17 protein-coding genes and 2 pseudogenes are annotated in these 23,357 nt (G+C 48.0%); 10 read left to right on the top strand and 9 right to left on the bottom strand.

Annotated elements, in window-relative coordinates; genetic code table 11:
- The first annotated feature begins 212 nt into the window (after positions 1 to 212).
- Entirely contained in the window at positions 213 to 1,130 is a 918-nt protein-coding gene (locus tag ACTWJ7_RS29535; RefSeq protein ID WP_079349812.1) for a PD-(D/E)XK nuclease family protein, read from the top strand.
- Between the two features lie 145 nt (positions 1,131 to 1,275).
- Here the strand turns inward: ACTWJ7_RS29535 and ald are convergent, their stop codons facing one another.
- The gene (ald, locus tag ACTWJ7_RS29530; protein WP_079349811.1) at positions 1,276 to 2,409 is read right to left on the bottom strand and encodes an alanine dehydrogenase; all 1,134 of its coding nucleotides are present in this window, start codon (positions 2,407 to 2,409) and stop codon (positions 1,276 to 1,278) included.
- A gap of 190 nt (positions 2,410 to 2,599) precedes the next feature.
- Here ald and ACTWJ7_RS29525 point away from each other — a divergent pair, with 190 nt between their 5' ends.
- The 3 genes from ACTWJ7_RS29525 to ACTWJ7_RS29515 all read left to right on the top strand — a co-directional run bounded on the left by ACTWJ7_RS29525 (position 2,600) and on the right by ACTWJ7_RS29515 (position 7,030).
- A complete protein-coding gene (locus tag ACTWJ7_RS29525; RefSeq protein ID WP_079349810.1) occupies positions 2,600 to 4,270 on the top strand; it encodes a PucR family transcriptional regulator in 1,671 nt (556 codons plus the stop codon).
- A 70-nt stretch (positions 4,271 to 4,340) separates the two neighbouring features.
- Entirely contained in the window at positions 4,341 to 4,529 is a 189-nt protein-coding gene (locus ACTWJ7_RS29520; RefSeq protein WP_143805522.1) for a hypothetical protein, read from the top strand.
- A 431-nt stretch (positions 4,530 to 4,960) separates the two neighbouring features.
- A complete protein-coding gene (locus ACTWJ7_RS29515) occupies positions 4,961 to 7,030 on the top strand; it encodes an nSTAND1 domain-containing NTPase (RefSeq protein ID WP_301879765.1) in 2,070 nt (689 codons plus the stop codon).
- Between the two features lie 82 nt (positions 7,031 to 7,112).
- Here ACTWJ7_RS29515 and ACTWJ7_RS29510 read toward each other — a convergent pair whose 3' ends face one another.
- The 3 genes from ACTWJ7_RS29510 to ACTWJ7_RS29500 all read right to left on the bottom strand — a co-directional run bounded on the left by ACTWJ7_RS29510 (position 7,113) and on the right by ACTWJ7_RS29500 (position 10,367).
- On the bottom strand, positions 7,113 to 8,381 hold the full coding sequence (locus ACTWJ7_RS29510) for a sigma-54 interaction domain-containing protein (RefSeq protein WP_443146145.1): 1,269 nt from the start codon (positions 8,379 to 8,381) through the stop codon (positions 7,113 to 7,115).
- A complete protein-coding gene (locus tag ACTWJ7_RS29505) occupies positions 8,336 to 8,806 on the bottom strand; it encodes a PAS domain-containing protein (protein ID WP_443146144.1) in 471 nt (156 codons plus the stop codon). The genes ACTWJ7_RS29510 and ACTWJ7_RS29505 overlap by 46 nt, the downstream gene beginning before the upstream one ends.
- A 637-nt stretch (positions 8,807 to 9,443) precedes the next feature.
- Positions 9,444 to 10,367: a proline dehydrogenase family protein gene (locus ACTWJ7_RS29500; RefSeq protein ID WP_301879763.1), complete on the bottom strand. Its 924-nt coding sequence runs from the start codon at positions 10,365 to 10,367 to the stop codon at positions 9,444 to 9,446.
- Between the two features lie 244 nt (positions 10,368 to 10,611).
- Here ACTWJ7_RS29500 and pruA point away from each other — a divergent pair, with 244 nt between their 5' ends.
- Together pruA and rpoN are read left to right on the top strand one after the other, a co-directional pair.
- Positions 10,612 to 12,159 carry an L-glutamate gamma-semialdehyde dehydrogenase gene (gene pruA, locus ACTWJ7_RS29495; protein WP_301879762.1) on the top strand — a complete coding sequence of 516 codons (1,548 nt, stop codon included), beginning with the start codon at positions 10,612 to 10,614 and terminating at the stop codon, positions 12,157 to 12,159.
- A 121-nt stretch (positions 12,160 to 12,280) separates the two neighbouring features.
- On the top strand, positions 12,281 to 13,588 hold the full coding sequence (rpoN, locus tag ACTWJ7_RS29490) for an RNA polymerase factor sigma-54 (protein ID WP_301879761.1): 1,308 nt from the start codon (positions 12,281 to 12,283) through the stop codon (positions 13,586 to 13,588).
- 159 nt (positions 13,589 to 13,747) lie between these two features.
- Here rpoN and ACTWJ7_RS29485 read toward each other — a convergent pair whose 3' ends face one another.
- A complete protein-coding gene (locus tag ACTWJ7_RS29485; protein WP_301879760.1) occupies positions 13,748 to 15,181 on the bottom strand; it encodes an aspartate ammonia-lyase in 1,434 nt (477 codons plus the stop codon).
- Positions 15,182 to 15,504: 323 nt separating this feature from the next.
- Between ACTWJ7_RS29485 and ACTWJ7_RS29480 the strand changes: the two genes are divergently transcribed.
- The 3 genes from ACTWJ7_RS29480 (at position 15,505) to ACTWJ7_RS29470 (ending at position 18,752) form a co-directional block, all read left to right on the top strand.
- Positions 15,505 to 16,782 carry a methyl-accepting chemotaxis protein gene (locus tag ACTWJ7_RS29480; RefSeq protein WP_301879759.1) on the top strand — a complete coding sequence of 426 codons (1,278 nt, stop codon included), beginning with the start codon at positions 15,505 to 15,507 and terminating at the stop codon, positions 16,780 to 16,782.
- A gap of 169 nt (positions 16,783 to 16,951) precedes the next feature.
- Positions 16,952 to 17,797 carry a hypothetical protein gene (locus tag ACTWJ7_RS29475; RefSeq protein ID WP_301879758.1) on the top strand — a complete coding sequence of 282 codons (846 nt, stop codon included), beginning with the start codon at positions 16,952 to 16,954 and terminating at the stop codon, positions 17,795 to 17,797.
- A gap of 247 nt (positions 17,798 to 18,044) precedes the next feature.
- Positions 18,045 to 18,752, top strand: a complete 708-nt coding sequence (locus tag ACTWJ7_RS29470; protein ID WP_301879757.1) for a stalk domain-containing protein — start codon at positions 18,045 to 18,047, stop codon at positions 18,750 to 18,752.
- A gap of 109 nt (positions 18,753 to 18,861) precedes the next feature.
- Here the strand turns inward: ACTWJ7_RS29470 and ACTWJ7_RS29465 are convergent.
- Positions 18,862 to 19,835: pseudogene (locus ACTWJ7_RS29465) on the bottom strand (ring-cleaving dioxygenase).
- Positions 19,836 to 20,064: 229 nt separating this feature from the next.
- Here ACTWJ7_RS29465 and ACTWJ7_RS29460 point away from each other — a divergent pair.
- Complete coding sequence (locus ACTWJ7_RS29460; protein ID WP_301879755.1) at positions 20,065 to 20,826, top strand: YwaF family protein; 762 nt, start codon at positions 20,065 to 20,067, stop codon at positions 20,824 to 20,826.
- A gap of 112 nt (positions 20,827 to 20,938) precedes the next feature.
- Here ACTWJ7_RS29460 and ACTWJ7_RS29455 read toward each other — a convergent pair.
- From ACTWJ7_RS29455 to ACTWJ7_RS29445, 3 genes and pseudogenes are all read right to left on the bottom strand, one after another.
- Positions 20,939 to 21,732: pseudogene (locus ACTWJ7_RS29455) on the bottom strand (SDR family oxidoreductase).
- 157 nt (positions 21,733 to 21,889) lie between these two features.
- Entirely contained in the window at positions 21,890 to 22,147 is a 258-nt protein-coding gene (locus tag ACTWJ7_RS29450; protein WP_024632484.1) for a YqkE family protein, read from the bottom strand.
- A 492-nt stretch (positions 22,148 to 22,639) separates the two neighbouring features.
- Positions 22,640 to 23,287, bottom strand: coding sequence for a peptidylprolyl isomerase (locus ACTWJ7_RS29445; protein ID WP_301879753.1), 648 nt, complete (start codon positions 23,285 to 23,287; stop codon positions 22,640 to 22,642).
- Positions 23,288 to 23,357 lie beyond the last annotated feature (70 nt).

The raw sequence follows: 23,357 nt of genomic DNA, 5'->3' as shown, positions 1-23,357 counted from the left end.
ACTCTATTTAGTATAGTATGCGTTCTGCGCTGTCATTTCGTCTTTTGGTGATGTTACTATATAAACGTTACGCATTGAATCGGAAACGGTTGCGGTTAGAAGAAAATAACGGAAGGGTGCTTGCGGCGTTTTTGCCCTTTCCTATATACTGTGAGCATTAAGGGATGCTAGAAACATGCAGAAATCCGGCATACAGAAAGGCAGAATATCTTATGGCACAATACCCGCAGTGGTCTTATTCGCAGTCGCGGGCGAGTATGTTCGATGAGTGCCTGCGCAAATATTATTATCATTATTACGGAGCCCATAACGGCTGGAAGGCAGAGTCGGCGGATGAGATGCAGGTACGTCTGTATCGGTTGAAGCAGCTCAGTAATCTATACCTTGTATTCGGTGACCTCGCGCACCGGATGTGTGAATCGGCGGTACGCAGCAGGGAGGAAGGCAAAGACAAACCTCGTGAACACTTTTTGGAACAGACAATGCGCAAGCTGCTGAATCAGGCTTATGTGGAATCAATGGATCAGGATCAGTGGCGGCTGGACCCCAAGAACCGGGTGATGTTGTCCGAGATGTATTATGGAGACGACACGTTGAATGATCGAATTGCCACGATTAAAGAGCGAGCTTCGGCCTGTGTCAGCAATCTGTATCGGACGCTCACGTGGGAGGATCTGTCCCGTGCGAGTACGGATATTTTGGAGATTGAGAAATGGGATACCATGATGCTGCACGATACACGCGTGTATGTGAAAATGGACTTGTTATATCGTCGCAGCAACGGCAATATCGTCATTGTGGACTGGAAGACGGGCAAGGAGGATGACTTCTCAGATCAGTTGATGCTGTATGCATCCTATGTGAGGGAGCATTACCGGGTACCGCTGGAGCAGATTGAGCTGCGGGTGGAGTACCTGTTAACCGGGACACACAGAGAGTTTACGGCAACGGAAGAGGATATCCTGAAGGTGGAGGAGAACGTGGGGCGGTATATTGCGGAGATGCGCTCCTGTGTGGATGATGAATATTACAACCGTCCCAAAGACGTCTCCTATTTCACGCCGATGCCTTCGCGCCGCGCCTGTCGAGACTGTAACTTCCGCGAGGTGTGCAGTGAACGTGCAGTATAGCGAGCCACCCGAAGCCTACTCAGATCTCATCCTTTTTCGAAAAAAAACAAGAAGCGCCAGCCTGGACAGGATCTGCCCGACTGACGCTTCTGTTTCGTTCCACAGGCCGGGCAACAAGGCGCCGGGTGGAACGATCATTTCCAAATTACTGGACCGCGGCGGTATTCTCCAGCGCCTGTCCTGCGGGAACATAGGCATGCCCGAGATCCCGGGCAACCGCCTCATACGTGATATGTCCATTCAGCACGTTTACCGCGCTGCGAATGGACGAACTGCCGCGAATCGCGGCGGCTGCACCGTGGTTCGCCAGCTGCATCGCGTAAGGCATGGTGGCGTTGGTCAGCGCCACCGTAGACGTGCGCGGCACCGCGCCTGGCATGTTCGCTACCGCGTAATGAACAACACCATGCTTCACGTAGGTCGGTTCATCATGGGTCGTGATATGATCAATGGTCTCCACGATTCCGCCCTGATCAATGGCCACATCCACAATGACCGAACCGGGTGCCATGGTGGTAACCATCTGCTCGCTGACAAGGGTTGGCGCTTTGGCGCCCGGAATCAGCACCGCACAGATCAGCAGATCGGCAGCAGCTACAGCTGCCGCAATATTGGATGGACTCGATACCAGCGTATGAATCTGATTGCCAAAAATATCATCCAGCTGGCGCAGACGATTCAGATTCAAATCGAGGATGGTCACATCGGCACCCAGACCAATCGCAATTTTGGCGGCATTCGTACCCACCGTGCCCCCACCAATAACCACGACCTTGCCACGGCTAACGCCGGGTACACCGGATAACAGAATGCCTTTGCCGCCTTCCGTTTTCTCCAGCAGCTGCGCTCCAATTTGCGCCGACATACGTCCGGCAACTTCACTCATCGGGGTGAGCAGAGGCAGCGTACCATTGACCTCCAGCGTTTCATACGCAATAGCGGTTACCCGGCTTTCAATCAGTGCCTTCGCCAATGCAGGCTCCGCTGCGAGGTGCAGGTAAGTGAAGAGAATCAAGCCAGGACGAAAATAGGTGTATTCGCTGGCAAGGGGTTCTTTTACCTTGATGATCATATCTGCCTCTGACCATACGGATGCAGCTGTATCCCGAAGCTCCGCTCCGGCCGATTGATACTCGCTGTCCGTGAATCCGCTGCCGAGTCCCGCGCCTTGTTCAATCATGACCTGATGTCCGGCTCTGACAAAATCAGCAGCTCCAGCCGGGGTCAGTGCTATACGGTTTTCATTATTTTTAATTTCTTTCGGAATTCCGATTCTCATCGCCATGCACCTCGTCCATTTAATGGTTGTTAGCTTATACTACAAGTTTATGACCTGGATAACAGATTTGCACCTTACCTAATGTCTATGTTTTGAAGAATTGAATCAACATAATGTCGAGAAAAGACTGTTCAGGACATTTATCCATAGATTATAATGTAAGAAAAAATGACATTATGAGGGATCGATATTGAGAAATGACCGAGTGTTCACGATAAAGGATATTCTGGCTCGCCCCGTCTTTGCCAAAGCCCGGCTTGCAGCGGGGATAGAGGGAACATCCCGTCAGGTCGGATGGGTCCATGTGTTGGAGATCACGAATGTCTCTCCATTTGTAAGTCCTCATGATCTTATTTTATCCACAGGACTATGGCTTCAATCGGAAGAAGGGCGTGAAGAATATCTGCTCCAGTTAATTCGGAGCGAAGCGGCCGGGCTATGCGTGGAGTTTGGCACGAGCATTCATGGCATCCCCGAAGAATTGATTGAACTGGCTGACAGTCATCAATTTCCGCTTATCGTGTTTGAGCAACCGGTCCGGTTCGTTGAGATTACGCAAGATATTCATGCTTTGCTTATTAATCATCAACACCAGCTGCTGAAGAGCCTGGAAACCTATTCCCGTCAGCTTCAGCAGCGAACATTACAGAGTACAGACATGTCGGCTGTGCTTAACCTTCTGCATGAATACGCGGCCAAGCCGGTGGTGTATATCTCGTCCATGGAACCGGGCAGTTTTGTGCCGGAGCTGCCTTCGGAGTCGCAGCAAGCGATCTACACATGGTACGAGCAGGAGGTCGAGCATCTGGATCTTAATGATTCAGACACTGAGTTATGGTTCCATCTGGATGAGGAGCAGGTGTTACTGTGTCACCCGGTCGTATGTTTTGGTCAGGTTTTTTCGGCTGTCGGCATGGTTGTACATCCTTCAGCACCCGTCGAGTATCTCAAGCTATTGCTCGATTATACAGCGAAAGCAGCTGCGGCACTGACTTTACGCTCCCAGTTTCTGGAGGAGAAGATGGTGCGCAACCAGAATGAGCTGCTCCAGGATCTGATGAACGGTAACATTCTGCATGAGGAGCAGGCCCAGACCCGAATGGGACTCCGCCTGCTGGTGAAGGGACAGTATTGGTTTGCAGGCGGGGTTATTGAGATGGAGCACCGTCTGAAAGGGATCGGCCGTGAGCGTATGGAAACCAACCATCAGGATATTTTGGTGTTGCTGCGTTCCTTGCTCAAAAAGAACAATCTGTCCAGCCTCATCATGCTGAAAAATAATCAGGTATATGTATGCTGTGCCAAGGAGGAGAGCAAGACATCCACACGAAAACAACTGGTAAAATCGCTGGAAGGCATTGTTGGTGATGTGAAGCGATTTGCGAGTCGCAACCTGAAGCAGGTAGTGATTCATGCCGGATTTGGCAAGGTACGCAACCGTTTAACAGGCATGCCGGACAGTCTGCGGGAAGCATATCAGGTCATCGAGGTTTCGCGATCCATAGATCGGCTGGAACATATTCATTTTTACGAACACATGGGTATATATCAAATGTTAAAAGCATTACCTCAATCGTTCCTTCAGCCTTTTGTGAATGACCATCTGGGCGTTCTGATTGAATATGATCAGACACACCATCTAAGGTTGGTGGAGACATTGGATGCCTTTCTACAAAACTTCGGTTCCAAGCGGGATGCGGCTGCCCAATTGTTCATACATCGACAGACCTTGTACAATAGACTGGAGAAATTAGAAGAATTAATGGGACCTGACTTTATGGATCAGGAGAGAAGAATCTGCCTGGAGATGGCACTGCTTGCTCATGCTATGATCGAGGAGGAACAGGATTTTCCATCTTGATAGACCAGGCTGGAAGAAAGTCCAGACTGTGCATCATTGAAAGATGTGCACAGTCTAGCAATTTTTACTGATGCGACGAGAGAGTCGTGCTCTTGGTAATACGGGAGTGCCAGAATCAGGCCGGCGGCCGCGAAACAGTCTGGGATGGCCGGAGGAAGGTGCAAGGGATAACGAGGTAGGAGCGGCCAAGCGATATGGCGAGGAACTTCGCTCCGGAAGAGTTCCTGTATCCAGCTTTTTGAATGAAACACCGCTTTGACACAACCACTCATCAAGTTGTTCACGGGTGATTCCTAATTGTCCGCTCAAATTACAGATGTCGAGATTTTTCTCACACAAATCCGCCTTTCCTTAAATATCGGGCTGTATTAGTTATGAAAGGGAAGCATGGAGCATGAAGTTGGAAATGGATTGGTGCTCATGGACTTCAGCAATTTGCATCACGCAAAATGCCCAATGGATTGGTTTGCCCGATCGGCGGAATAATCGATTATGATGATCCAGCGGTGTGGGAATGGTATATGTAAACCAGTTAAATGTTTGTTACCGCTGTTTTGTGTGTTTTTTCTATAATTTGGCTTTTAACTAAATTTTATCACTTCAAATGTAACTGTGCGTCTCAATATAGTCTCAACTTTGTGAGAAAATCAAAGTTATGGAAAGTACGAGTATCTAGTACGGAGGACACAGATGGGAAACAGTAGTGAGGTTCAATACGACAGATATTATGGTCATGGAAAACGTTTCGTAGGTCGAGCTAAGGAACTGATGATGTTGGACCGATGGTTCAGCAATCCGGAAGCACCTTTAACCTTTTTTTCAGTTACGGGCATGGGGGGGATTGGTAAATCCTCTTTACTGTCCGAGATGTTATCCGTTGCTCGCAACCAGGGAGCGACCGCCATATGGATGGATGGCAGATCCTGTGGCTCGACACCGTCGGTCTTTTTGGAATATTTGTCCTCTACACTGGAGTTGGAGACCATGGGTAGTGACGGTAACCCTCGGCCATTAAGCCTTCTGAGTGAGACTTCAGTACAAAGGCGACTGGTCCTTGCTGTGGATAATTATGAAGAGCTGGCTTTACTGGAGAGTTGGTTTATGGAAGTTTTCGTATCCAAGCTCCCGTTATACGGTGTGCTCATCATTCTGGCCTCACGACCGGAGCCTGCTTCAGCGTGGCGGACTCATCCAAGGCTGCAGCAGCGCCTCGTGCAGATGCCTCTTAAGCATTTTACGTGTGAAGAAGTGTCTGAATATATTGCAGGGGCAGGGTCATTAAACAAGAGCATGGCTGGTACGATTGCACGTATGACGGATGGGCATCCGCTTGGATTGGCACTTGCCGTGGAGGCAGCAGATCAGCGCAGGAATTTCCCCCTTTCCGATTGGACTGAATTGTCACAAATGATTAGCGCCAGGCTGCTGCTTGAATTGACGCTTCCCCGCCTGCATCCGATGGTTGAGGTATTAACTCTGCTGGAAACAGCGAACCAGGAATTGCTGGCATCCGTGCTGCAAACAGAGGTAACGCTTGAAGAATACAACGTCCTGAGGCGTATGTCGTTCATTCGTTCCGGTCCTAATGGTCTGGGGCTGCATGATATGGCCAGAGTACATCTGCTTCGGGATTTTCGTCAACGTGAACCACAGCGTCTACAAGCCATGCGTGTACGAATTGCGGAGCTGCTCAAGCCGCTCCATGAACAGGCGGGTCCACATGAGAGACGCCAGATCACCCGAAAAATGCTCCTTTTGTGTCAGGAATCCATGCTCCAGCACCGAAAATACGCTGATGTCTCGGCTGATTCACTGTTCTCTCCAATGGAAGTGATGCGAGCGGAGGACTTGCCTGCGCTGCACAAATTGCTCCGACAGTGGTGTGAGTATAGTGTGGAGCCCTGGCAGGCGCCATCTTATCCAGCTTTTTTGGATGAGCTTGCACATCGTTATCCTGAGGGGATTGTATTGATGCGGGACCAGGTTGGCGAGCCAATCGCGATGTTCATTACGGTGCTCGTACACCGGGAGAGCAGCGGGATGCTGTCGAACTATTTTCCGGCCGAAATGCAGGAATGTTTCACACCAGAAGAGCTGGATTGCGATCCGAATCAGACGGATACTCACTTTGCGGTGCTCGCTGCGGCGAGGGACGATATACCGGGCTACAAACGTGAGGAACTTGTGGGTTATATGTCGCTGGATCGGTTGTCACTGCTCGGAGAAGGTGCCAGAGTCATACTGGTCGCGACTAATCCGCATCTGAAGCTGTTTTTGCAGAGCATTGGTTTTCGGAGTAGAAAAGCACGTACACGTTTATGTGACCTGTATGCAGATCAGGCAAGTGTGCTGGATCTGGATTTGCGCAGTGGACAATTTGGTGACTGGGTGATGTCCCTTCTGGGTTTGGATATGAATAGCGACCGGTTACAACAGAGGACATCTGGCGTGAGTCGGATACCCTGGTCCGAACAGGATGTGCGCAAAATGCTGACTCATCTGCATTCTCCCGGAGAATTGCATGAGTACGCAGCACGAGTGAAGGGTATGACGGATGGAATTCATCTACAGAAGCATATCCTGGATTTGCTGGAGGGCCGAATTCATGGGATCTCCCAGCAAGATCAGATGCTGTTATACGCGGCCTATTGGACACATGATGGCAATCCAACTGCCGCAGCAGAGGCATGCTCGATGAGTCGGGCCACATTCTATCGGCATCTGCGAGCCGCTTTGATCCGACTGGCGAGAGTGTTATAGGTAATAGAAAGAATCTTTCATCGAGGCTTAACAATACGTTGGATCATGCATTATAACGACAAGAAAAGAAAGAAGAGGCTGGTCATAGACCGAGCCTCTTCATGCGGTTATAGAGCGTGGCTCTGGAGATGCCAAGCTGCCGGGCAAGCGTTCTTTTGTTGCCTCCGGCGGCTTTCAGATAGTGCAGCAGGAGCTCTGACTCGTAGATGTCCAACCTCTGTTGATAGGATAGGTTGGAAGAAACCGTAGATTCGTCTATTTCGCTTTTATCGGATGCGGCAAATGTGTCCGTGCTCCTGGAGATAGGAGACAAGCTCGATTCCAGCTCAGGCTGTGAATGAAGCTGTACCGTCTCCTGCAATATGGATGGTTCCTGCTCCATGGATGAAATGAAGGTATCAGGGAGATATTCAGGCTTAACCTCGCCATCCGTGGTGAGAATGGTGATCCGCTCAATCACATTTCTTAATTCTCGTACGTTGCCTGGCCAGTCATAGTGAAATAGCAGCTTGAACACCTCGGGAGGAACGAGTTCAATATGACGGTTATAGAGCAAGGAGAACTCTTGCAGGAAGGTCTGTGTCAGCTCGTAAATGTCTTCCTTGCGCATACGCAGGGGAGGGATGACGAGATTAATGACATTCAATCGATAGTAGAGATCCTCCCGGAACTGATTGCGGGCAATCATGCCCAGCAGATTCTGATTGGTTGCGGCGATAATGCGGCAATTTGCCTGTTTCATGCGTGTTCCTCCAACAGGAAAGTAACTTTTCTCCTGCAATACACGCAGTAACTTCACTTGAAGTTCCAGCGGCATTTCGCCTATTTCATCCAAAAAGAGCGTGCCGCCTTCGGCGAGTTCGATTTTCCCCTTTTTCCCCTTTGGATCAGCCCCTGAAAATGCCCCCTTCTCGTAGCCGAATAACTCACTCTCAAATAATGAACCAGGAATAGCCCCGCAGTTAATGGCGATAAATGGCGCTGTCTGTGGTTCGCGCAGGTCATGGATGGCTTTGGCAAATAGTTCTTTCCCCGTTCCGCTCTCTCCGAGAATGAGCACGGTAGCTGAGGTGGTACTGATCTTGCGAATAGTTTCCAGACACTGGTTAATCACTGGGCTACTGCCTTTGATTCTGGCGAACGGATCAGAATCCGGGCGTAGACGGGCAACGGCTTTCTCCAGATGCTGAACTTTGGATGTCATATGTAATAACTCTTGATGAAGACGAATTTCGGTTGTTATATCCACTTCGGCGGCAACCGCACCTACAATGCGTCCATCGAGCTGCACCGGACGTGCATTAATCAGGGCGAACAGATCAGGTCTTGGCTGGTGCTGCTTTCGGTACACGGTTTCCCCTGTATATAACGTTTTGAGCGATTGGAGTCGATCAGGGGAAAGAAATCCGCTGCCGGTTTCCCGATGATATCTTTTTTGTTAATTGAAAAAACATGCTCCGCACCCGATGTCCAGTAGGTCACCTTTGCATCTTCATTAATCAATGTCAGAGCTGAGCCTGCCGTCTCCAGTGTTGTCTCGAAATAAGCTTCCATAAGTCGATGAGCATGCATCATTTCTTGCAGAACATCGGATACAGCGATATAGCCCAACGAGGGTCCATCATCCTGAATTAACAGATAAGGACTGGTATTAAATAGGGGGATGGCGTCTGCCAGCCCTGTTGTTGAAGGGATGACAGGCATGCACAGTCCCGAATCCAGGATACTCATATCTGTACGTAATAAGGACATCAAACTTGGAAGTAAATGTTTCATCGGAATCACCTCAGCTAGAGCATAACTTTCGGAAACCAAGTCAGTCACATGAGCCACATACAAGTGGTCTGCAAATGAAATGATTGGAATAATGATGGTTACCCATATTATAGCTTTCCAAATGAAGTGTGTATATATTTTTTGACATGAAGCATACATGTTATCGGGGTGGAAGAGAGGAGGATGGATTATTCAATTTTATTATGCGCTTTCATTTCTATAGTCTAGGAATAATTGTTAATTCGTATAGACGAATCAGGAATTTAGGTTAGATGCGAGTCATTAAAACTGACATTTATAATGAGATTGTACTCTTTTATCTCACTCCTCAATAGTGGGCAGAGCCAGAATGATCTATGTGGCAGTTCCGAGCAATTAGGTTCTGAATGAGTGAAGTTCACTTGTGAACAGCAAAAGGGGTGTCCAGAAAATTAGACAATTTAAATTGGGGATGCTCATTTTTTAGACATTAAGAGCTGAGTTGAGCCAAGCCAAGCCAAGCCAAGCCGAGGAGAAGAAAAAGTGGGATGCTCCGGGATGCTTTGCAAATATAAAAAACCATGTGCCCTCAAAGAAGGTGGCAGCATGGTTTTTGTTGTTATCGTTGTATTTTATATATGTTGACCCAGCTGGAGAATTATCTGAACATGTTTTTCAGCACCATCCAGAGATTTGCTGGTTTCTCGGCCAGACGACGGGTGTAGTATGGGTACCACATGGTACCGTAGGGAACATAACAACGAATACGATATCCTTCCCTCGCCAGGCGTTCCTGTTCGTTCATGCGCAAACCGTACAACATTTGAAACTCAAACGCATCCGGGGAAATTCCCCGATCCTTCGCGTATTGCTTGGTCCAGGAGATAATGTGGTCATCATGTGAAGCAACCGCAGTGTATACGCCTTGATCCAGATGATTACGAATCATCGTTTTGAATTGATCAATGACTTCGGAAGTGTTCTGATAAGCTACGGATGCAGGTTCCTTGTAAGCACCTTTGACCAGACGCAGCCGGATTCCTTCCCGAATCATATCACGTGTATCTTCTACGGTACGATGCAAGTAGGCTTGCAGCACAGTACCTGTATTATCCAGTCCTTCCGAATGTAAACGGCGCACAATATCCAAAGTCGCTTGGGTGAACGGGCTGTCCTCCATATCAATCCGCACAAACAGATTATTCAGTTTGGCTTGAGTGGCAACCGCACGTATATTTCGATATCCCTCTTCAGGGTCCAGCGCGAGTCCCATTTGAGTTGGTTTAAGGGAGACATTGGAGTCTGCACCCTGCCGGGCAATGCCTTCCACCAGACGTATATACTCATCCCGGTACAACGCGGCTTCTTTTAAATGAGTAATACCCTCACCCAGATGATCCAGTGTAGCCATAATGCCCTTGTTGTTGAGTACCCGAATCTCTTCGAGAGCCTCTTCCAGTGTATTGCCTGCGATAAACTTGCCAGCCAGCTTTTTGCCGTATTTGATGGAGAGATTCTCCACAGCTTTATTACCTGCGACGGTTAGCAGCGTTTTACGGTACATTTCCGTTCCGATACTCATCGGGGTTCCTCCTTATGGATCATGTTTCTTTATAACAAAGTTATCAAGCAATAATCATGCCAAGGTTGATCTGCGCAGAAAAAAACGGGCGGTGCTTTGAAAAAAAATATTTTTCGCAAAAAATATTCATTCTTCAACCGGAGTTGGCACGGATCTTGCTACATATATTGGGTGATGAGTAAAATGCATGGCACAACTTAGGCAAACAGCCAGCGAACCCCCACATCTGAAGGAGGAATCATTCATGAATATCCCTTTTGTTAACGAACCATTCACATCCTTTGCAGTCCCGGCCAACCGGGAAGCTTTCGAGAACGCGCTTCGCAAGGTGGAGGCTGAACTTGGCCAGGAATACGCTATTATTATCGGCGGACTAAAAATAACGAGCGCCCGCACGTTATCTTCAGTAAACCCTGCATCCAAAAATCAGGTCGTCGGAACGGTCTATCAGGCGGATCAGGAACTTGCCGAGCAGGCAATCCAGACCGCTGCGGAAACATTTCACACCTGGAAGCATACGGACCCGAATGAACGTGCCCGTTATTTGTACAAAGCGGCAGCGCTCATGCGGCGGCGCAAGCATGAATTTTCCGCCTGGATGGTATATGAAGCAGGCAAAACATGGCCGGAGGCGGATGCAGACACAGCCGAAGCGATTGATTTTATGGAGTTTTATGCCCGTGAGATGCAGCGTCTGAGTGAGCCGCAACCGCTCACACGAATTGCAGGCGAAGATAATGAATTGAGTTATATTCCGCTTGGTGTGGGGGTTGTCATTCCACCATGGAACTTCCCACTCGCGATTATGGCCGGCATGACCTCGGCAGCATTGGTATCGGGCAACACCGTTGTATTAAAACCAGCCAGCACAACAGCGGTGATTGCCGCCAAATTCATGGAGCTGCTTGCAGAAGTGGGTGTTCCGGATGGTGTAGTGAACTATTTGCCAGGACCAGGCAATGAGGTTGGCGATTATCTGGTGGACCATGCGCTCACGCGTTTTATTAGCTTCACCGGCTCCAGAGATGTTGGTCTGCGAATTAATGAACGTGCAGCACGCACCGCACCGGGCCAGAAATGGATTAAACGGGTTATTGCTGAAATGGGCGGCAAGGATTCGATCGTTGTGGATAGCGACAGTGATCTGGAACTGGCTGCGGAATCGATTACGGCTTCGGCGTTTGGTTTCTCCGGACAGAAGTGTTCCGCGTGTTCCCGTGCTATTATTCATAAAGATGTATATGACGAGGTATTGCAAAAAGTGATTGAACGAACCAAGCAGCTGAGCATGGGCAGTCCGCTTGAATTTGGAAGCCAGGTTGGTCCAGTTGTCGATGACAAGGCGTATGCCAAGATCACGGAATATATTGAAATCGGCAAGAGTGAGGGTCGCCTTGTACTCGGTGGGGGTACAGGGAACGAAGAAGGATACTTCATTGAACCGACGATTATTGCCGATGTGGATCCACAGGCACGGATTTCACAGGAAGAGATTTTTGGACCGGTACTGGCTTTTATCAAGGCAGAGTCCTTCGGGGATGCACTGGATATTGCCAATAATACCGATTATGGCCTGACGGGTGCGGTAATCTCGCGCAATCGAGAACATCTGGAACAAGCCAGACGGGAATTTTTTGCGGGTAACCTGTACTTTAACCGTAAATGCACAGGTGCACTGGTGGGTACACATCCATTTGGCGGATTTAACATGTCGGGGACCGATTCCAAGGCAGGTGGAAGAGACTACTTGCTGCTGTTCACCCAAGCGAAATTGGTATCGGAGAAATATTAAGTTGAAAAATGGGGTTGGGGCCCGCTAACAATCGCTTGGTTTTTATGCTATCATTTCCTGAAAATAGTCTTTGTTCTCAGTTTTACTGGAGTTGCTTGAGCATCGCTTAAGGGGGAGACGGATGTTAGGATTTCAGTTGGTGCAGGAGGCGCGTATTCGATTATCGATTACGCCGGAGATGAAGCAATCCATTCATCTGCTGACCTTGTCGGGTCAGGAATTGGCTCGTTATTTGCAGGAGGCAGCAGAAGAAAACCCGGTGCTTGAGCTAGAAGAGCCCTCTGCCCTGCGCACCCGTCTTTCCCGACGATTACATGTGGGGAGTTTCTCTTCTCATGATCCGCTGTTACAGGTAAAAGGGGCCGAACCTACCCTTGAACATCTGTTAATATCCCAGCTTCGGTTGCAGAGTCTCCCACCTTCTTTGGAGAAAACAGCTATATTTTTGGCTGGCTGTGTCAATGAGGATGGCTATCTGACGATGGATCTGACTGAGGTTATGTCGGCAAGGGAGGTACCCATGCCGGAGGCTGAAGCAGCTCTGGAGATCCTTCAGTCGTTAGACCCTGCAGGTGTAGGCGCACGCAATCTGCGTGAATGCTTGTTGCTTCAGATTAGGCGTGATCCATTGGATAACGAGCATGCGGAGCATATGGTGGAGGAAGGTTTGGAGGAACTGGTTCGTTTCCATCCGGGCAGGGCGGGAACAAGACTGGGGCTTACTTCACAGCAGGCTCAGGCAGCGTACGATTATATTTCCCGTTTGGACCCGAAACCGTGCCGATCCATGGGGTGTACGGAACGTCCACATTACATCGTACCCGATGCTGTTGTGCAAATAAGGAACAATGAAGTTTCACTACGGTTAAACTCGGCGGGTGTGCCGCGTGTATCCCTGAACGAAGCTTGTTGCCGCTGGATCAGGGAAATTGATGCTGACGAGGTCTGGTCAGGTCGGGCAGCTGAGGCAAGAGCGATTATTCGCAGCGTACGCATGCGTCGACGAACGTTGATGCGTGTCCTGGCTGCAACCATGACTGAACAGGAAGCTTTTCTACGTGAAGGACCTGCTGGTTTGAAGCCGCTCAATCTGGCGGTTATTGCCCAGGCCATCGGCATGCATGAGTCGACGGTGAGCCGTACGGTCACTGGCAAATATGTTCAGACACCGCATGGTGTATTTGAACTTAAGGCTTTTTTTGCCTCAGGTCTTGAAACAACGAACGGAGAGATGGCCTCGGCGCCGGCGGTGAAGCTCAGACTGAAAGAGCTGATTCGTTCTGAACGTGCGGAACGCCCTTATTCGGACAGTCAACTCACGGCATTACTGGCGAAGGAAGGTATCGTTATCTCCCGCAGAACCGTTGCGAAATACAGGGAAGAGCTTCAGATTTTGCCTTCACTTGAGCGTAAACGTTGGGGAAAATGACCCTGTGGTACTGTTAAACAACATAATGTATAAACGAGCAACCCCCGCAGACCATGAACTCGGTTTGCGGGGGTTGCTCGTTCTTATTTAACAGTGATCAGAAGGATATTCTGTCATCGGAGAGTCAATGTGCATATTCATTCGTTGAACTTAATCAACCTACAAGCGTTCCATATTACGCAGGAAGTGCTCGCCTGCAATCCCTGGAGTAGTCATCTGCTCCGGGTGCAAAATTTCTTCCAGTTCTTCCGGTGTCAGCAGACCCCGTTCCAGAATAATCTCCTGCAAGGTGTTCCCGGTTTTCAGTGCTTCCTTCACAATGGAAGCTGCCACATCATAGCCAAGATGCGGATTCAGCGCCGTAATTACACTGAAGCTCTGCTTCATGATTAACGCACAACGCTCACGGTTCGCTTCCATCTCTTCAACGGCATAACGAGTGAAGACGTCGATGCCATTGTTCATGATTTTAAGCGATTGCAGCAAATTGAACGCGATAACCGGACCCATGACGTTCAATTCGAATTGACCAGCTTCACAGGCCATGCAAATCGTATGGTCATTCCCCATAACCTGGAAGGATACCTGATTGATCACTTCAGCCATAACCGGGTTCACTTTGCCCGGCATAATGGACGAACCTGGCTGACGTGGAGGAAGCCGCAGCTCATTGAATCCTGCACGTGGACCGGAAGCCATCATCCGAATATCGTTACAAATTTTGGACAGACTGACAGCACATACTTTCAGAGCAGCCGACAATTCCAGATAGGCATCCGTATTTTGTGTGGCATCCACGAGGTCCTCAGCCGTTTGTAAATTCAATCCTGTCACATCAGACAGATGCTCCGTGACTTTGACAATGTATTCCGGTTTGGCGTTGAGACCTGTACCTACAGCCGTCGCTCCCAGGTTAATGGTGAGCAGGCGACGATTGGCGAACTCGAGACGTTCAATATCACGTCCAATAACGCGTGCATAGGCACCGAACTCTTGTCCAAGGCGAATAGGTACAGCATCCTGAAGGTGTGTCCGGCCTACTTTGACTACGTCGTTGAATTCCAGTTCTTTTTTGCGGAATGCATCCTGCAGACGTTTCATCGTATCCAGCAACGTTTCAGACAACCGATACGCAGCAATACGCAGTGCAGTTGGGATTACGTCATTGGTGGATTGGGACATGTTCACATGGTTATTCGGGTTACAGTGGAAATAGTCACCCTTGTTCTGCAATAACAGCTCCAGTCCACGATTGGCCAAAATTTCGTTCATATTCATATTCATGGAGGTGCCTGCACCGCCCTGAATGGAGTCAACAATAAAATGATCCAGATGATGGCCTTTCATCATTTCTTCCGCAGCCATGACGATGACATCGCCAATTTTGCGTGGCAGCATCTTCAGCTCCATATTCGTGATTGCCGCAGCCTTTTTCACCGCAGCCAGAGCTGTAACCAGCTCCCGGTGTACAGGAACGCCAGTGATCGGGAAGTTCTCTACAGCCCGAACCGTCTGTATTCCGTAATAAGCATAAGCAGGAATTTCTTTTTCTCCAATAAAATCTTTCTCCGTCCTTGTGGACATTGTAGACATTTCGTTCGCCTCCAGTGGCATCCAAAAATAGGTCAGCTCCGGCAATGCCGAAGCGCACTCAGTATATCATTTAAGCAAAATGGATGCCAAGCTAAATCATTTCACCCTTCTTACCGATAAATAATTTAAATTCAGGATATCACCTTGGCAAAACGATTCTCAACTCAACTCGGGCATTGTTCTCTTATCCATTATGCTCCACTGGAATGAAGTCATGCATGAACGTTTACACAATGATCAATTTGTCGTTTTCAGTGATCTAAATCACATGTAATTTGGTTATCTATTGGTAAAATAGGAAAAAAGGACTATGAGGTGTGAAAATGAAATGGACTTTAGGCGCAAAAACCGTCGCAGGTTTGGTACTGATTTCACTGATTACGTACGGAACTAGCGGCTTTTTTATATTTTTCCTCCAGGACTGGCTCTCGTTCTCTATGCCAAGCTGGCTGTACATCTCCATCGTACTTATCATGGGTGTGTGCTGGAACGCGATTCTGGGCTGGTTTGCCTCCCGTTGGTTGACTCGTCCAATTGTACATTTGTCCCGTGCGGCACAACAAATCTCATCGGGGGATTTGACGGCTGAAGTTCCAGAGCGGCGTACACAGGATGAAATTACTGTATTATATGATGCTTTTCGCGTAATGGTTTTTAATCTGAGAAGTATTGTAAACGATATTACAGATAGTACACGCACTACCTCGCAGAATGCCCAGTCACTCAGTGAAGCAATCGCCCAGGCAGCAGAGCAGATCGAGATGATGTCTGATGCGGTGGATCATATTGCGGTGGGTGTGGAAGAGCAGAAAACGACTTCACATCAGTCGCTCATTACAGCAGATGAAATGTTGAACGATTTTCAGCGTATGCACAGTCAGTCGATTGGTATGACAGAGATGTCCGGTCAGATGGAACGCTCGGTAGATCATACGAAGCAAACCTTCTCTTCTCTGATGAAAGGAATGGACGAGCTGACGGAATCCCACAATCGTTCCCGTGACATCATGGTGCTGCTCGAGAAGGAAGCCTCGGATATTGAAGCCATTACTCAATCCGTCAAAAACATTGCAGAGGAAACAGGGCTGCTTGCCTTGAATGCTTCCATTGAGGCTGCACGTGCGGGAGAAGAGGGATCCGGCTTTGCTGTGGTGGCACAGCAGATTCGTAAGCTGGCAGACGAGAGCAAACAATCGGTGCATCGGATTAATGAGCTGATCAGCCGCGTACAGCAGCGAATCAAGGATACAGCTCAACTGATTCATGAACAGCATGGTTTGGTTGTGAACGAATCCGAGCGCACGATCTCTGTTGATCAGACGTTACAGGAGCTTACAGGTACGGTGGAAGTGTTTATGAAGGGCGCTCATGAAATCGGATCCAAAATTGGGGAGCAGACCACCCGTGTAGAACAGACGCACGGTCATGTGAAGAAGATTCAGGGGAAAGCCGGATCGTTCTCGGATGAGGCGAGACGGATTATGGATGCGGCACATGAAGAGACGGCAATCATGCAGGAGATTTCATCCTCAGCGGAAGAGTTAAGACAGTTAACAGATCGATTAATGGACAAAACGAAAGCATTTCGGATGCAGCCTTGAGCTGTTTCCGGGGTGTTTTTTTGCTTATTATGGTTAAAGCCGAACATTCTTTCGTAAAAACTGAAATATGTAAAGATTTTTTTATGAAACATTAACAAATTCGCAACGCTTGGGCGATAAATGAAGATATAATGGTAGTATTCCACTACAGATTAAGGAGCCCAGCATATTGAAAACTTGGACAGGTATCCTGCTGATGATTATTTTGGCGGTAGCTACGATTAGTACAACGTCGTCTGCCAGAACCATGAATGAATCGCAAAAACAGCTTAACATAGATGATCAATCCAGCCAGACCTCAGCGGTCGCGGCCTCCAATATGGAAACAATGAATGAAGCAGCGTTTACAACGAAGGAATCGATCCCTGTTAAGGTAGAGTACGTTTCGGTTGCTCCGGAAAATGAGAACGTAAGACTGTATCCCATGAAAGTCGAAGGCTCAGGGTATATATATAACGGAATGGTGTTGGAAGTGAACGGCAAGAAACGAGAATTCAGTAAGTGGCAAGGAGAAGGTGGTTCTTACAAACCGGAAGTACACGAACTGGATCTGAATGGAGATGGCCAGAAGGAGATTGTTGTATTGTTTACAGCTGGTCATGGAACAGGGATCTATCTGGGCGAGGCTCATATTATCGATCCAAATACGTTGGAAGAGATGAAGATGCAATCATTGGATGAGATTGTGAAGCAGCATGTAAATTCGAAAGTCAGTGTTACACCAGGTCAGGTTACGATCAACGTTACCGTTGATGGTGTTCATGCTGAGCCTTCTCGGATGGAGGAAGACACAAGCGAGGGAGTGTATAACAAGGAGCTCAAGTTCGGCGGTGTTGTTTATTACAGTGTGGAGAATGGCAAGTTGGTGGTGTCAGCATCCGGTGCATACGGTATGGGTTTATATGACGGGGATCTGAACTTTACCTATGAACTTAAGGATGGTGAGTGGCAGGCTGTTGAATTGAAGTACAGCACGGAAGAGTATGAAGAGGAGTACTATGAATCTTTTGATTGATTTGATTAATTAGCGAAGAGCGGAATGACGGGTAGTTATGACAAAAAAATATACCCCCATTGTCTTAATGACACAGGGAACCGAGTGAGGCTGAAAAAATGATGAAACTTTAGCCTCATTTTGTGCTGTCCGAATACAGAAGGTATTCCAATAATTTACCAAGAAAGAATTGACATTAGCCCTTTAATGGTTTAATTGTATAAAGGGTAAAAGGAATCTTATTTCATACTTTCAGGAGGGATATTTAATGAAGAAAAAGGTGGTACTGGGTTTAATGGTGGGTACACTTACGCTCGGAATCGGTACTGGGGCACTGGCGGCAACCGGACTGGAGCCAATCAAAGCGTATCTGAACAGCAAGATATCTCTGAAAATGAATGGAGCAACGGTAACAGCCAAGGATGCAAATGGAAAGACCGTTTTGCCGATTACGTACAATGGAACAACTTATCTGCCTGTACGTGCAGTAGGTAATCTGTTGGGTGCTGAGATCAGTTATGACAGTGCCAGTTCCTCCGTTATTATTGGCGGCAGTAATGGATCGGCTCCAACGGAAACGAACAAACTGACATTGAGTTCGCTCGGAGAAACCGTGATGGGAACGTCTGATTGGCATACGAAAGACCCCGCCGATACTTCTTATAAGGGCAAGGATTACAAAGATGTTTATTTCCATAATGATTCGGTCAAGCTGGGAAACAGCTTCCAAATTATGACGAAGAAAAAATATTCCAAATTACATCTGGAGCTGGCAGCAGTAGGTGGTTCCCAGGAAATTAAAGTCATGGATGGCAATAATACAACTCTGAAATCTGTATCGCTTGCTGCGGAAGATGGTTTGATTGGTGTTGATGTGGATGTATCCAAAACGGATTTTGTGGTTGTAGAGATTGTGGAAGAGACGCCTGGTTCTTCCTTGTTTGTACCCCTGACTACATCTTATCTGACCAAATAAAATGACTTTATGGAACGTGAAAAACGATTATCGTCTGGAGCATCAGCCGGGTCTCTCGGGGTGACGCACAGCGATAATCGTTTATTTTTTTCTATGATTTCAGCGTTGCTTATCGAATCATGGTATCCAATGGTTTCAGTCTGGATTCAATCTCTGCCCGGCGACCTTCAAGGAATGGTGGCAGAGCCAGGGACTCGCCAAGATGAGCCAGTTCTTCATCCGTATCGAAGCCGGGACCGTCAGTTGCAAGCTCGAACAGAATACCATTAGGTTCACGGAAATACAGGGAGCGGAAGTAGAAACGGTCTACGAAACCAGAGTTCGGGAACTGGAAGTTATGCACACGTTCCACCCATTGCTTCAGTTCTTCCTCATTGTCCACGCGGAAGGCCACATGGTGCACGCTGCCACGTCCCGGGCGTTCCTGAGCAAGGTCATTCCGTTCTTCGACATGCACCTCGGAGCCGCTACCACCTTCACCGGATTCAAAGACGAGCACATCGGGTTGGCCAGCGACAAAAGCAGGATACGTTCCTCTTTGACGGAAGCCGAGCAATTCGGTAAGGACTGGTGTGGTGAGGGATGCATCTCTAACAGTAAGATGAATCGGACCTAATCCCACAATGCCATACTCGGCAGGCACAGGGCTTTGATCCCACGGTTTTCCGCCTGCAACACCTGAATTGTGTTCATCGGAGACGAGAATCAGACGTTGTCCTTCAAAGTCCGTAAAAGCGAGAGTAGCGCGTCCACCGCGTTCGGTGATTTCTCCATGAGGGACTTCAAATTCGTCAAACCGCTGTTGCCAGTACGTAAGGGCTGCATCGCTAGGCACACGAAGGGACGTTGCTGAGATGCTGTTCACGCCTTCGCGTGTTTGTCCCGCCATCGGAATTTCAAAGAAGGTAAGTTCAGTACCCGGATTCCCTTTTCATCTCCATAGAAGAGGTGATAGACCGAAACATCATCTTGGTTGACTGTTTTTTTGATCAGTCGGAGTCCCATAACATTGGTGTAGAACCGATAGTTCTCAGCGGCGTGTGCAGTGAGTGCAGATACATGGTGAAGTCCTTTGATTTGCATTATAAATACCTCCTGTTAGTTTAATTCTATTTTTATAACATTTTCGTTAAGAAAGTTACTAACTTTTAGTGTGTTTTGTTCTTGAATTTATCTTAACATAAAGATATTTAAAATACAATCCTAATTTAGAATTCCATCTGGACAGTCTACTCATTCAATGCCAAAATGAAAAAGTTAACATTATAGAGATATTTTGTGTTTGTGTAACGAGAAGGAGAGAAGAGGCGCAATGGCATATCCCCAGTGGCTAGACCCTTATGATGCTGAACCTTTTATACTATTTTCAACTTCACACCTGTGGGCGATCGGTCTGATTGCTGCACTGATTATATTGATGTTCCTGTTACGAAACTGGCTGCGCTCATCGTCATCCAACCTACGCCGAACCTTTCGCATTGCTCTGGCCTGTGTCATGTTCGGCTGCGAGATTGTGCTTCAACTATGGTACGTGTATGGAGGCGTGTGGAGCCTGCAGACTTCATTGCCGCTGGAGTTATGCAGTCTGTCACTATTATTATCGGCGCTGCTATTATTGACACGCAGTCGACTGCTGCATTCTGCATTGCTGTTCGCAGGAATAGCAGGAGCCTTGATGGCAATCGTAACGCCTAATCTTGGTTATGCTTATGGCCATTTTCGTTTCATTCAATTTTTTACGGCTCATGCTTGTATCATTCTTGCCTTGCTCTACATGACTTGGGTAGAACAGCTTCGTCCAAGCTGGAGAACTGTGTTGGGTTCAATGATATTTGTGAATATGACAGCGTTGGTCGTGTACGGTGTGGATGTTCTGCTTGACGCCAATTATATGTTCCTGAGACACAAACCGGATACCCCTTCAGTGCTCGACCTGTTGGGCCCTTATCCCTTGTACATTCTTGGGGAAGAGGTGTTGGCAGCAGTGATGTTTTCCCTGATGTACGTCCTGCTATTTGCCATTCCGGAGCGGCTGAATAACCGAGTGAAGAGAGGAAAGAGCTCAGCGCTCTAGTTAAAAGGGAATTCGAACCAATGGGAAAGCCAAACATCCCGCAGTAGTCTGGAAATCCAGTCCGTTTGCGGGATGTTTGGCTGTTGACTGCTCATTGAGCCTGATATAAGTATTATCCGCGGAGCAAAGATTCCGCACCGTCCACGTAGATCCGAGTCCCTGTCACATGGGAAGATTCGTCGGAAGCGAGGAAGAGCACCAGATTGGCGACCTGCTTCGGCGTTCCTGGTTCACCCTTGAGCGGGTGTTCATGCCCCTCCGGGAATTCAACCGGGATCTGTACTTCTTTTAGATCGTCCGAAGGATAGGTGTTGTCATCGATATTCGTATCAATGGCTCCCGGACAGACGGCGTTGACACGGATTTTGTAACGGGCCAGTTCCAATGCAGCCATCTTCGTAAAAGCCGTTTGACCCGCTTTGCTGGAAGCGTATGCAGAGAAGCCAATGCCAGAGAATACGCGATTACCGTTAATGGAGCTTGTAATAATAATGCTTCCTCCGCGATCTTTCAAATGGGGAATGGCGTACTTCACGGTTGCGAACGTGCCGCGCATATTAATTCCCATCGTCTGATCCCAGTCCTCAGGTTCCATCGTTTCAATTGGAGCCATCGTGCCGTTGATACCCGCATTGGCAAACACAATATCCAGCTGTCCAGCTTGCTCTGCTGCCTGATTGATGGCCCTTTGCACGTTGTCCGGTTTGGATACATCACATTCAATGACGTGTGCTTCTCCGCCTGCGTTCTCAATTGTCTTTTTGGTTTCCTCTGCATTCTCCGGGTCCGGTCCAGCAAGAACACTTTGGCCCCATGTTCAGCGAAACGAATGGCTGTTGCCTGACCAATTCCTGAGCCACCTCCGGTTACAATCGCGACTTTCCCTTGCAAACGTTGTTCAGTCATCCTGATCCCTCCGTATCGTATAGATTGTCAGTATACTCTCTATTTCTACATACCCGACTAAAGAGTGATGAATCATATGTACCATACAAAAAACAGGACCGTTGAACGGCCCTGTATCGGTAATGTAGATATCATGATAATCTGGATTGCTGCAAAGTTATTTATGTTTCTTCCAGTCCATTGAACTGTTATTCAACAGGTACTCAAAATCATTATCTTTCCGCTTCTGTTCCGCTTTACGAGCTTCTTCCGCCTGCAGGCGTTCCTGCTCTTTGCGGTCTGCCTCGGCCGCCTTGGCTTCATCAGCCTGTGCTTTCAGTTTCTCAAGCACGTCACTGCTCAGCAGATCCTTTAATGTGGTCGGTTTATCCTGTGCTGCTTTGGGAGCAGGGGTGTGTTTTTTGGATTTTGCCATGGAATAATCTCCTTTCAAAAACATAAATCAGCTTCCATTATCGTTCAGTATTCATATTATATCAGGTTCACCCAACCCATTCCATGAAACGGCGGAACAAAAGCAGGATATAGAGGGTTCCGTGACGAATGAAAACGGGTATAAATTCATATATTATTACCGATACTGCGACTATTCCCTGGAGAAAGGAGTCGTTGTTCGTGGAAGTAAACCGCAGTTTACTGAAAGGGCTTGCATGGGGTGTTGCTTTCAGCTGTCCGTTATGGATTGCGATCATCGGTTGGTTACGTTTGATGGGATGGATGTATTGAGAACAGCGGGTTGCAGAGCTGCTGCATATAGAATCGTGCCAGAAGAGGGCATTTTTTATAAAGTCATTTATGTAAACGCTAACATTAAATAAAGCTCTGTCTGGCGAGAATCGCACAGGACAGAGCTTTTGTTTGTCTTACATAGGATGAATCAGAACGACGACTCGTTCAGTTCCACAGGTTAAGGCATTTTTACCGGTTCTGGATACTCCAGACCATGAGTGTCGACAGTGACTTTTTTCATTACTTGATCGGTGACTGGTTTATCGTTTTCACCTATTTGTTGAGCCGCAATGCCGTCAACGACATCCATACCTTCTGTGACTTTGCCAAAGGTAGCATAAGCGTTATCCAGGTAATCAGCATCCGCTAACATGATGAAAAACTGGGAGCCTGCGGAGTCCAGATTATCAGATTTACGCGCCATGGAGATGACCCCACGGGTATGATTCAGATGATTTTTGTGCCCATTGGAAGTGAATTCACCCTTGATGGTATATCCTGGTCCACCCGAACCATCCCCGTTTGGATCACCACCCTGAATCATAAAGCCGGGAATGACGCGGTGAAAGATCAGACCGTCATAGAAACCCTTATTAGCGAGTGAGATAAAATTGTATACGGTATTGGGCGCGATTTCAGGATATAGCTCGATGACGATCTTCTGACCATCTGACATTTCAATGGTTGCCACTGGATTTTGGCCTTCAGGCGGAGTTGGTACTGTTTCCGTCGCGCCGCTTGTAGGGCGCCCACAACCACTAATGACGATAAGCAGCATCGCTAGAACCAGCGACACAGCTGTTGTTTTTTTCCACCGAAAAGACATGAGAACGTTCCCCTTGCATCTCTGCATAATATATTTAGTCAGAATTATTTTCGGATAATCCCTCAACTAT

Source organism: Paenibacillus sp. 1A_MP2, assembly GCF_052244825.1.
In the GTDB taxonomy this organism is placed as follows: Bacteria; Bacillota; Bacilli; order Paenibacillales; family Paenibacillaceae; genus Paenibacillus; species Paenibacillus vandeheii.
Note: the sequence above shows the minus strand (reverse complement) of the source record. Positions and strands in the feature narration are given on the sequence as shown.

Excerpts from the sequence above, each read along its gene's own strand:
- ACTWJ7_RS29535 (WP_079349812.1), top strand. The coding sequence starts at position 213 with ATGGCACAATACCCGCAGTGGTCTTATTCGCAGTCGCGGGCGAGTATG.
- ald (WP_079349811.1), bottom strand. The coding sequence starts at position 2,409 with ATGAGAATCGGAATTCCGAAAGAAATTAAAAATAATGAAAACCGTATA.
- ACTWJ7_RS29520 (WP_143805522.1), top strand. The coding sequence starts at position 4,341 with ATGCGACGAGAGAGTCGTGCTCTTGGTAATACGGGAGTGCCAGAATCA.
- ACTWJ7_RS29515 (WP_301879765.1), top strand. The coding sequence starts at position 4,961 with ATGGGAAACAGTAGTGAGGTTCAATACGACAGATATTATGGTCATGGA.
- ACTWJ7_RS29505 (WP_443146144.1), bottom strand. The coding sequence starts at position 8,806 with ATGAAACATTTACTTCCAAGTTTGATGTCCTTATTACGTACAGATATG.
- ACTWJ7_RS29500 (WP_301879763.1), bottom strand. The coding sequence starts at position 10,367 with ATGAGTATCGGAACGGAAATGTACCGTAAAACGCTGCTAACCGTCGCA.
- pruA (WP_301879762.1), top strand. The coding sequence starts at position 10,612 with ATGAATATCCCTTTTGTTAACGAACCATTCACATCCTTTGCAGTCCCG.
- rpoN (WP_301879761.1), top strand. The coding sequence starts at position 12,281 with ATGTTAGGATTTCAGTTGGTGCAGGAGGCGCGTATTCGATTATCGATT.
- ACTWJ7_RS29485 (WP_301879760.1), bottom strand. The coding sequence starts at position 15,181 with ATGTCTACAATGTCCACAAGGACGGAGAAAGATTTTATTGGAGAAAAA.
- ACTWJ7_RS29480 (WP_301879759.1), top strand. The coding sequence starts at position 15,505 with ATGAAATGGACTTTAGGCGCAAAAACCGTCGCAGGTTTGGTACTGATT.
- ACTWJ7_RS29470 (WP_301879757.1), top strand. The coding sequence starts at position 18,045 with ATGAAGAAAAAGGTGGTACTGGGTTTAATGGTGGGTACACTTACGCTC.
- ACTWJ7_RS29460 (WP_301879755.1), top strand. The coding sequence starts at position 20,065 with ATGGCATATCCCCAGTGGCTAGACCCTTATGATGCTGAACCTTTTATA.
- ACTWJ7_RS29450 (WP_024632484.1), bottom strand. The coding sequence starts at position 22,147 with ATGGCAAAATCCAAAAAACACACCCCTGCTCCCAAAGCAGCACAGGAT.
- ACTWJ7_RS29445 (WP_301879753.1), bottom strand. The coding sequence starts at position 23,287 with ATGTCTTTTCGGTGGAAAAAAACAACAGCTGTGTCGCTGGTTCTAGCG.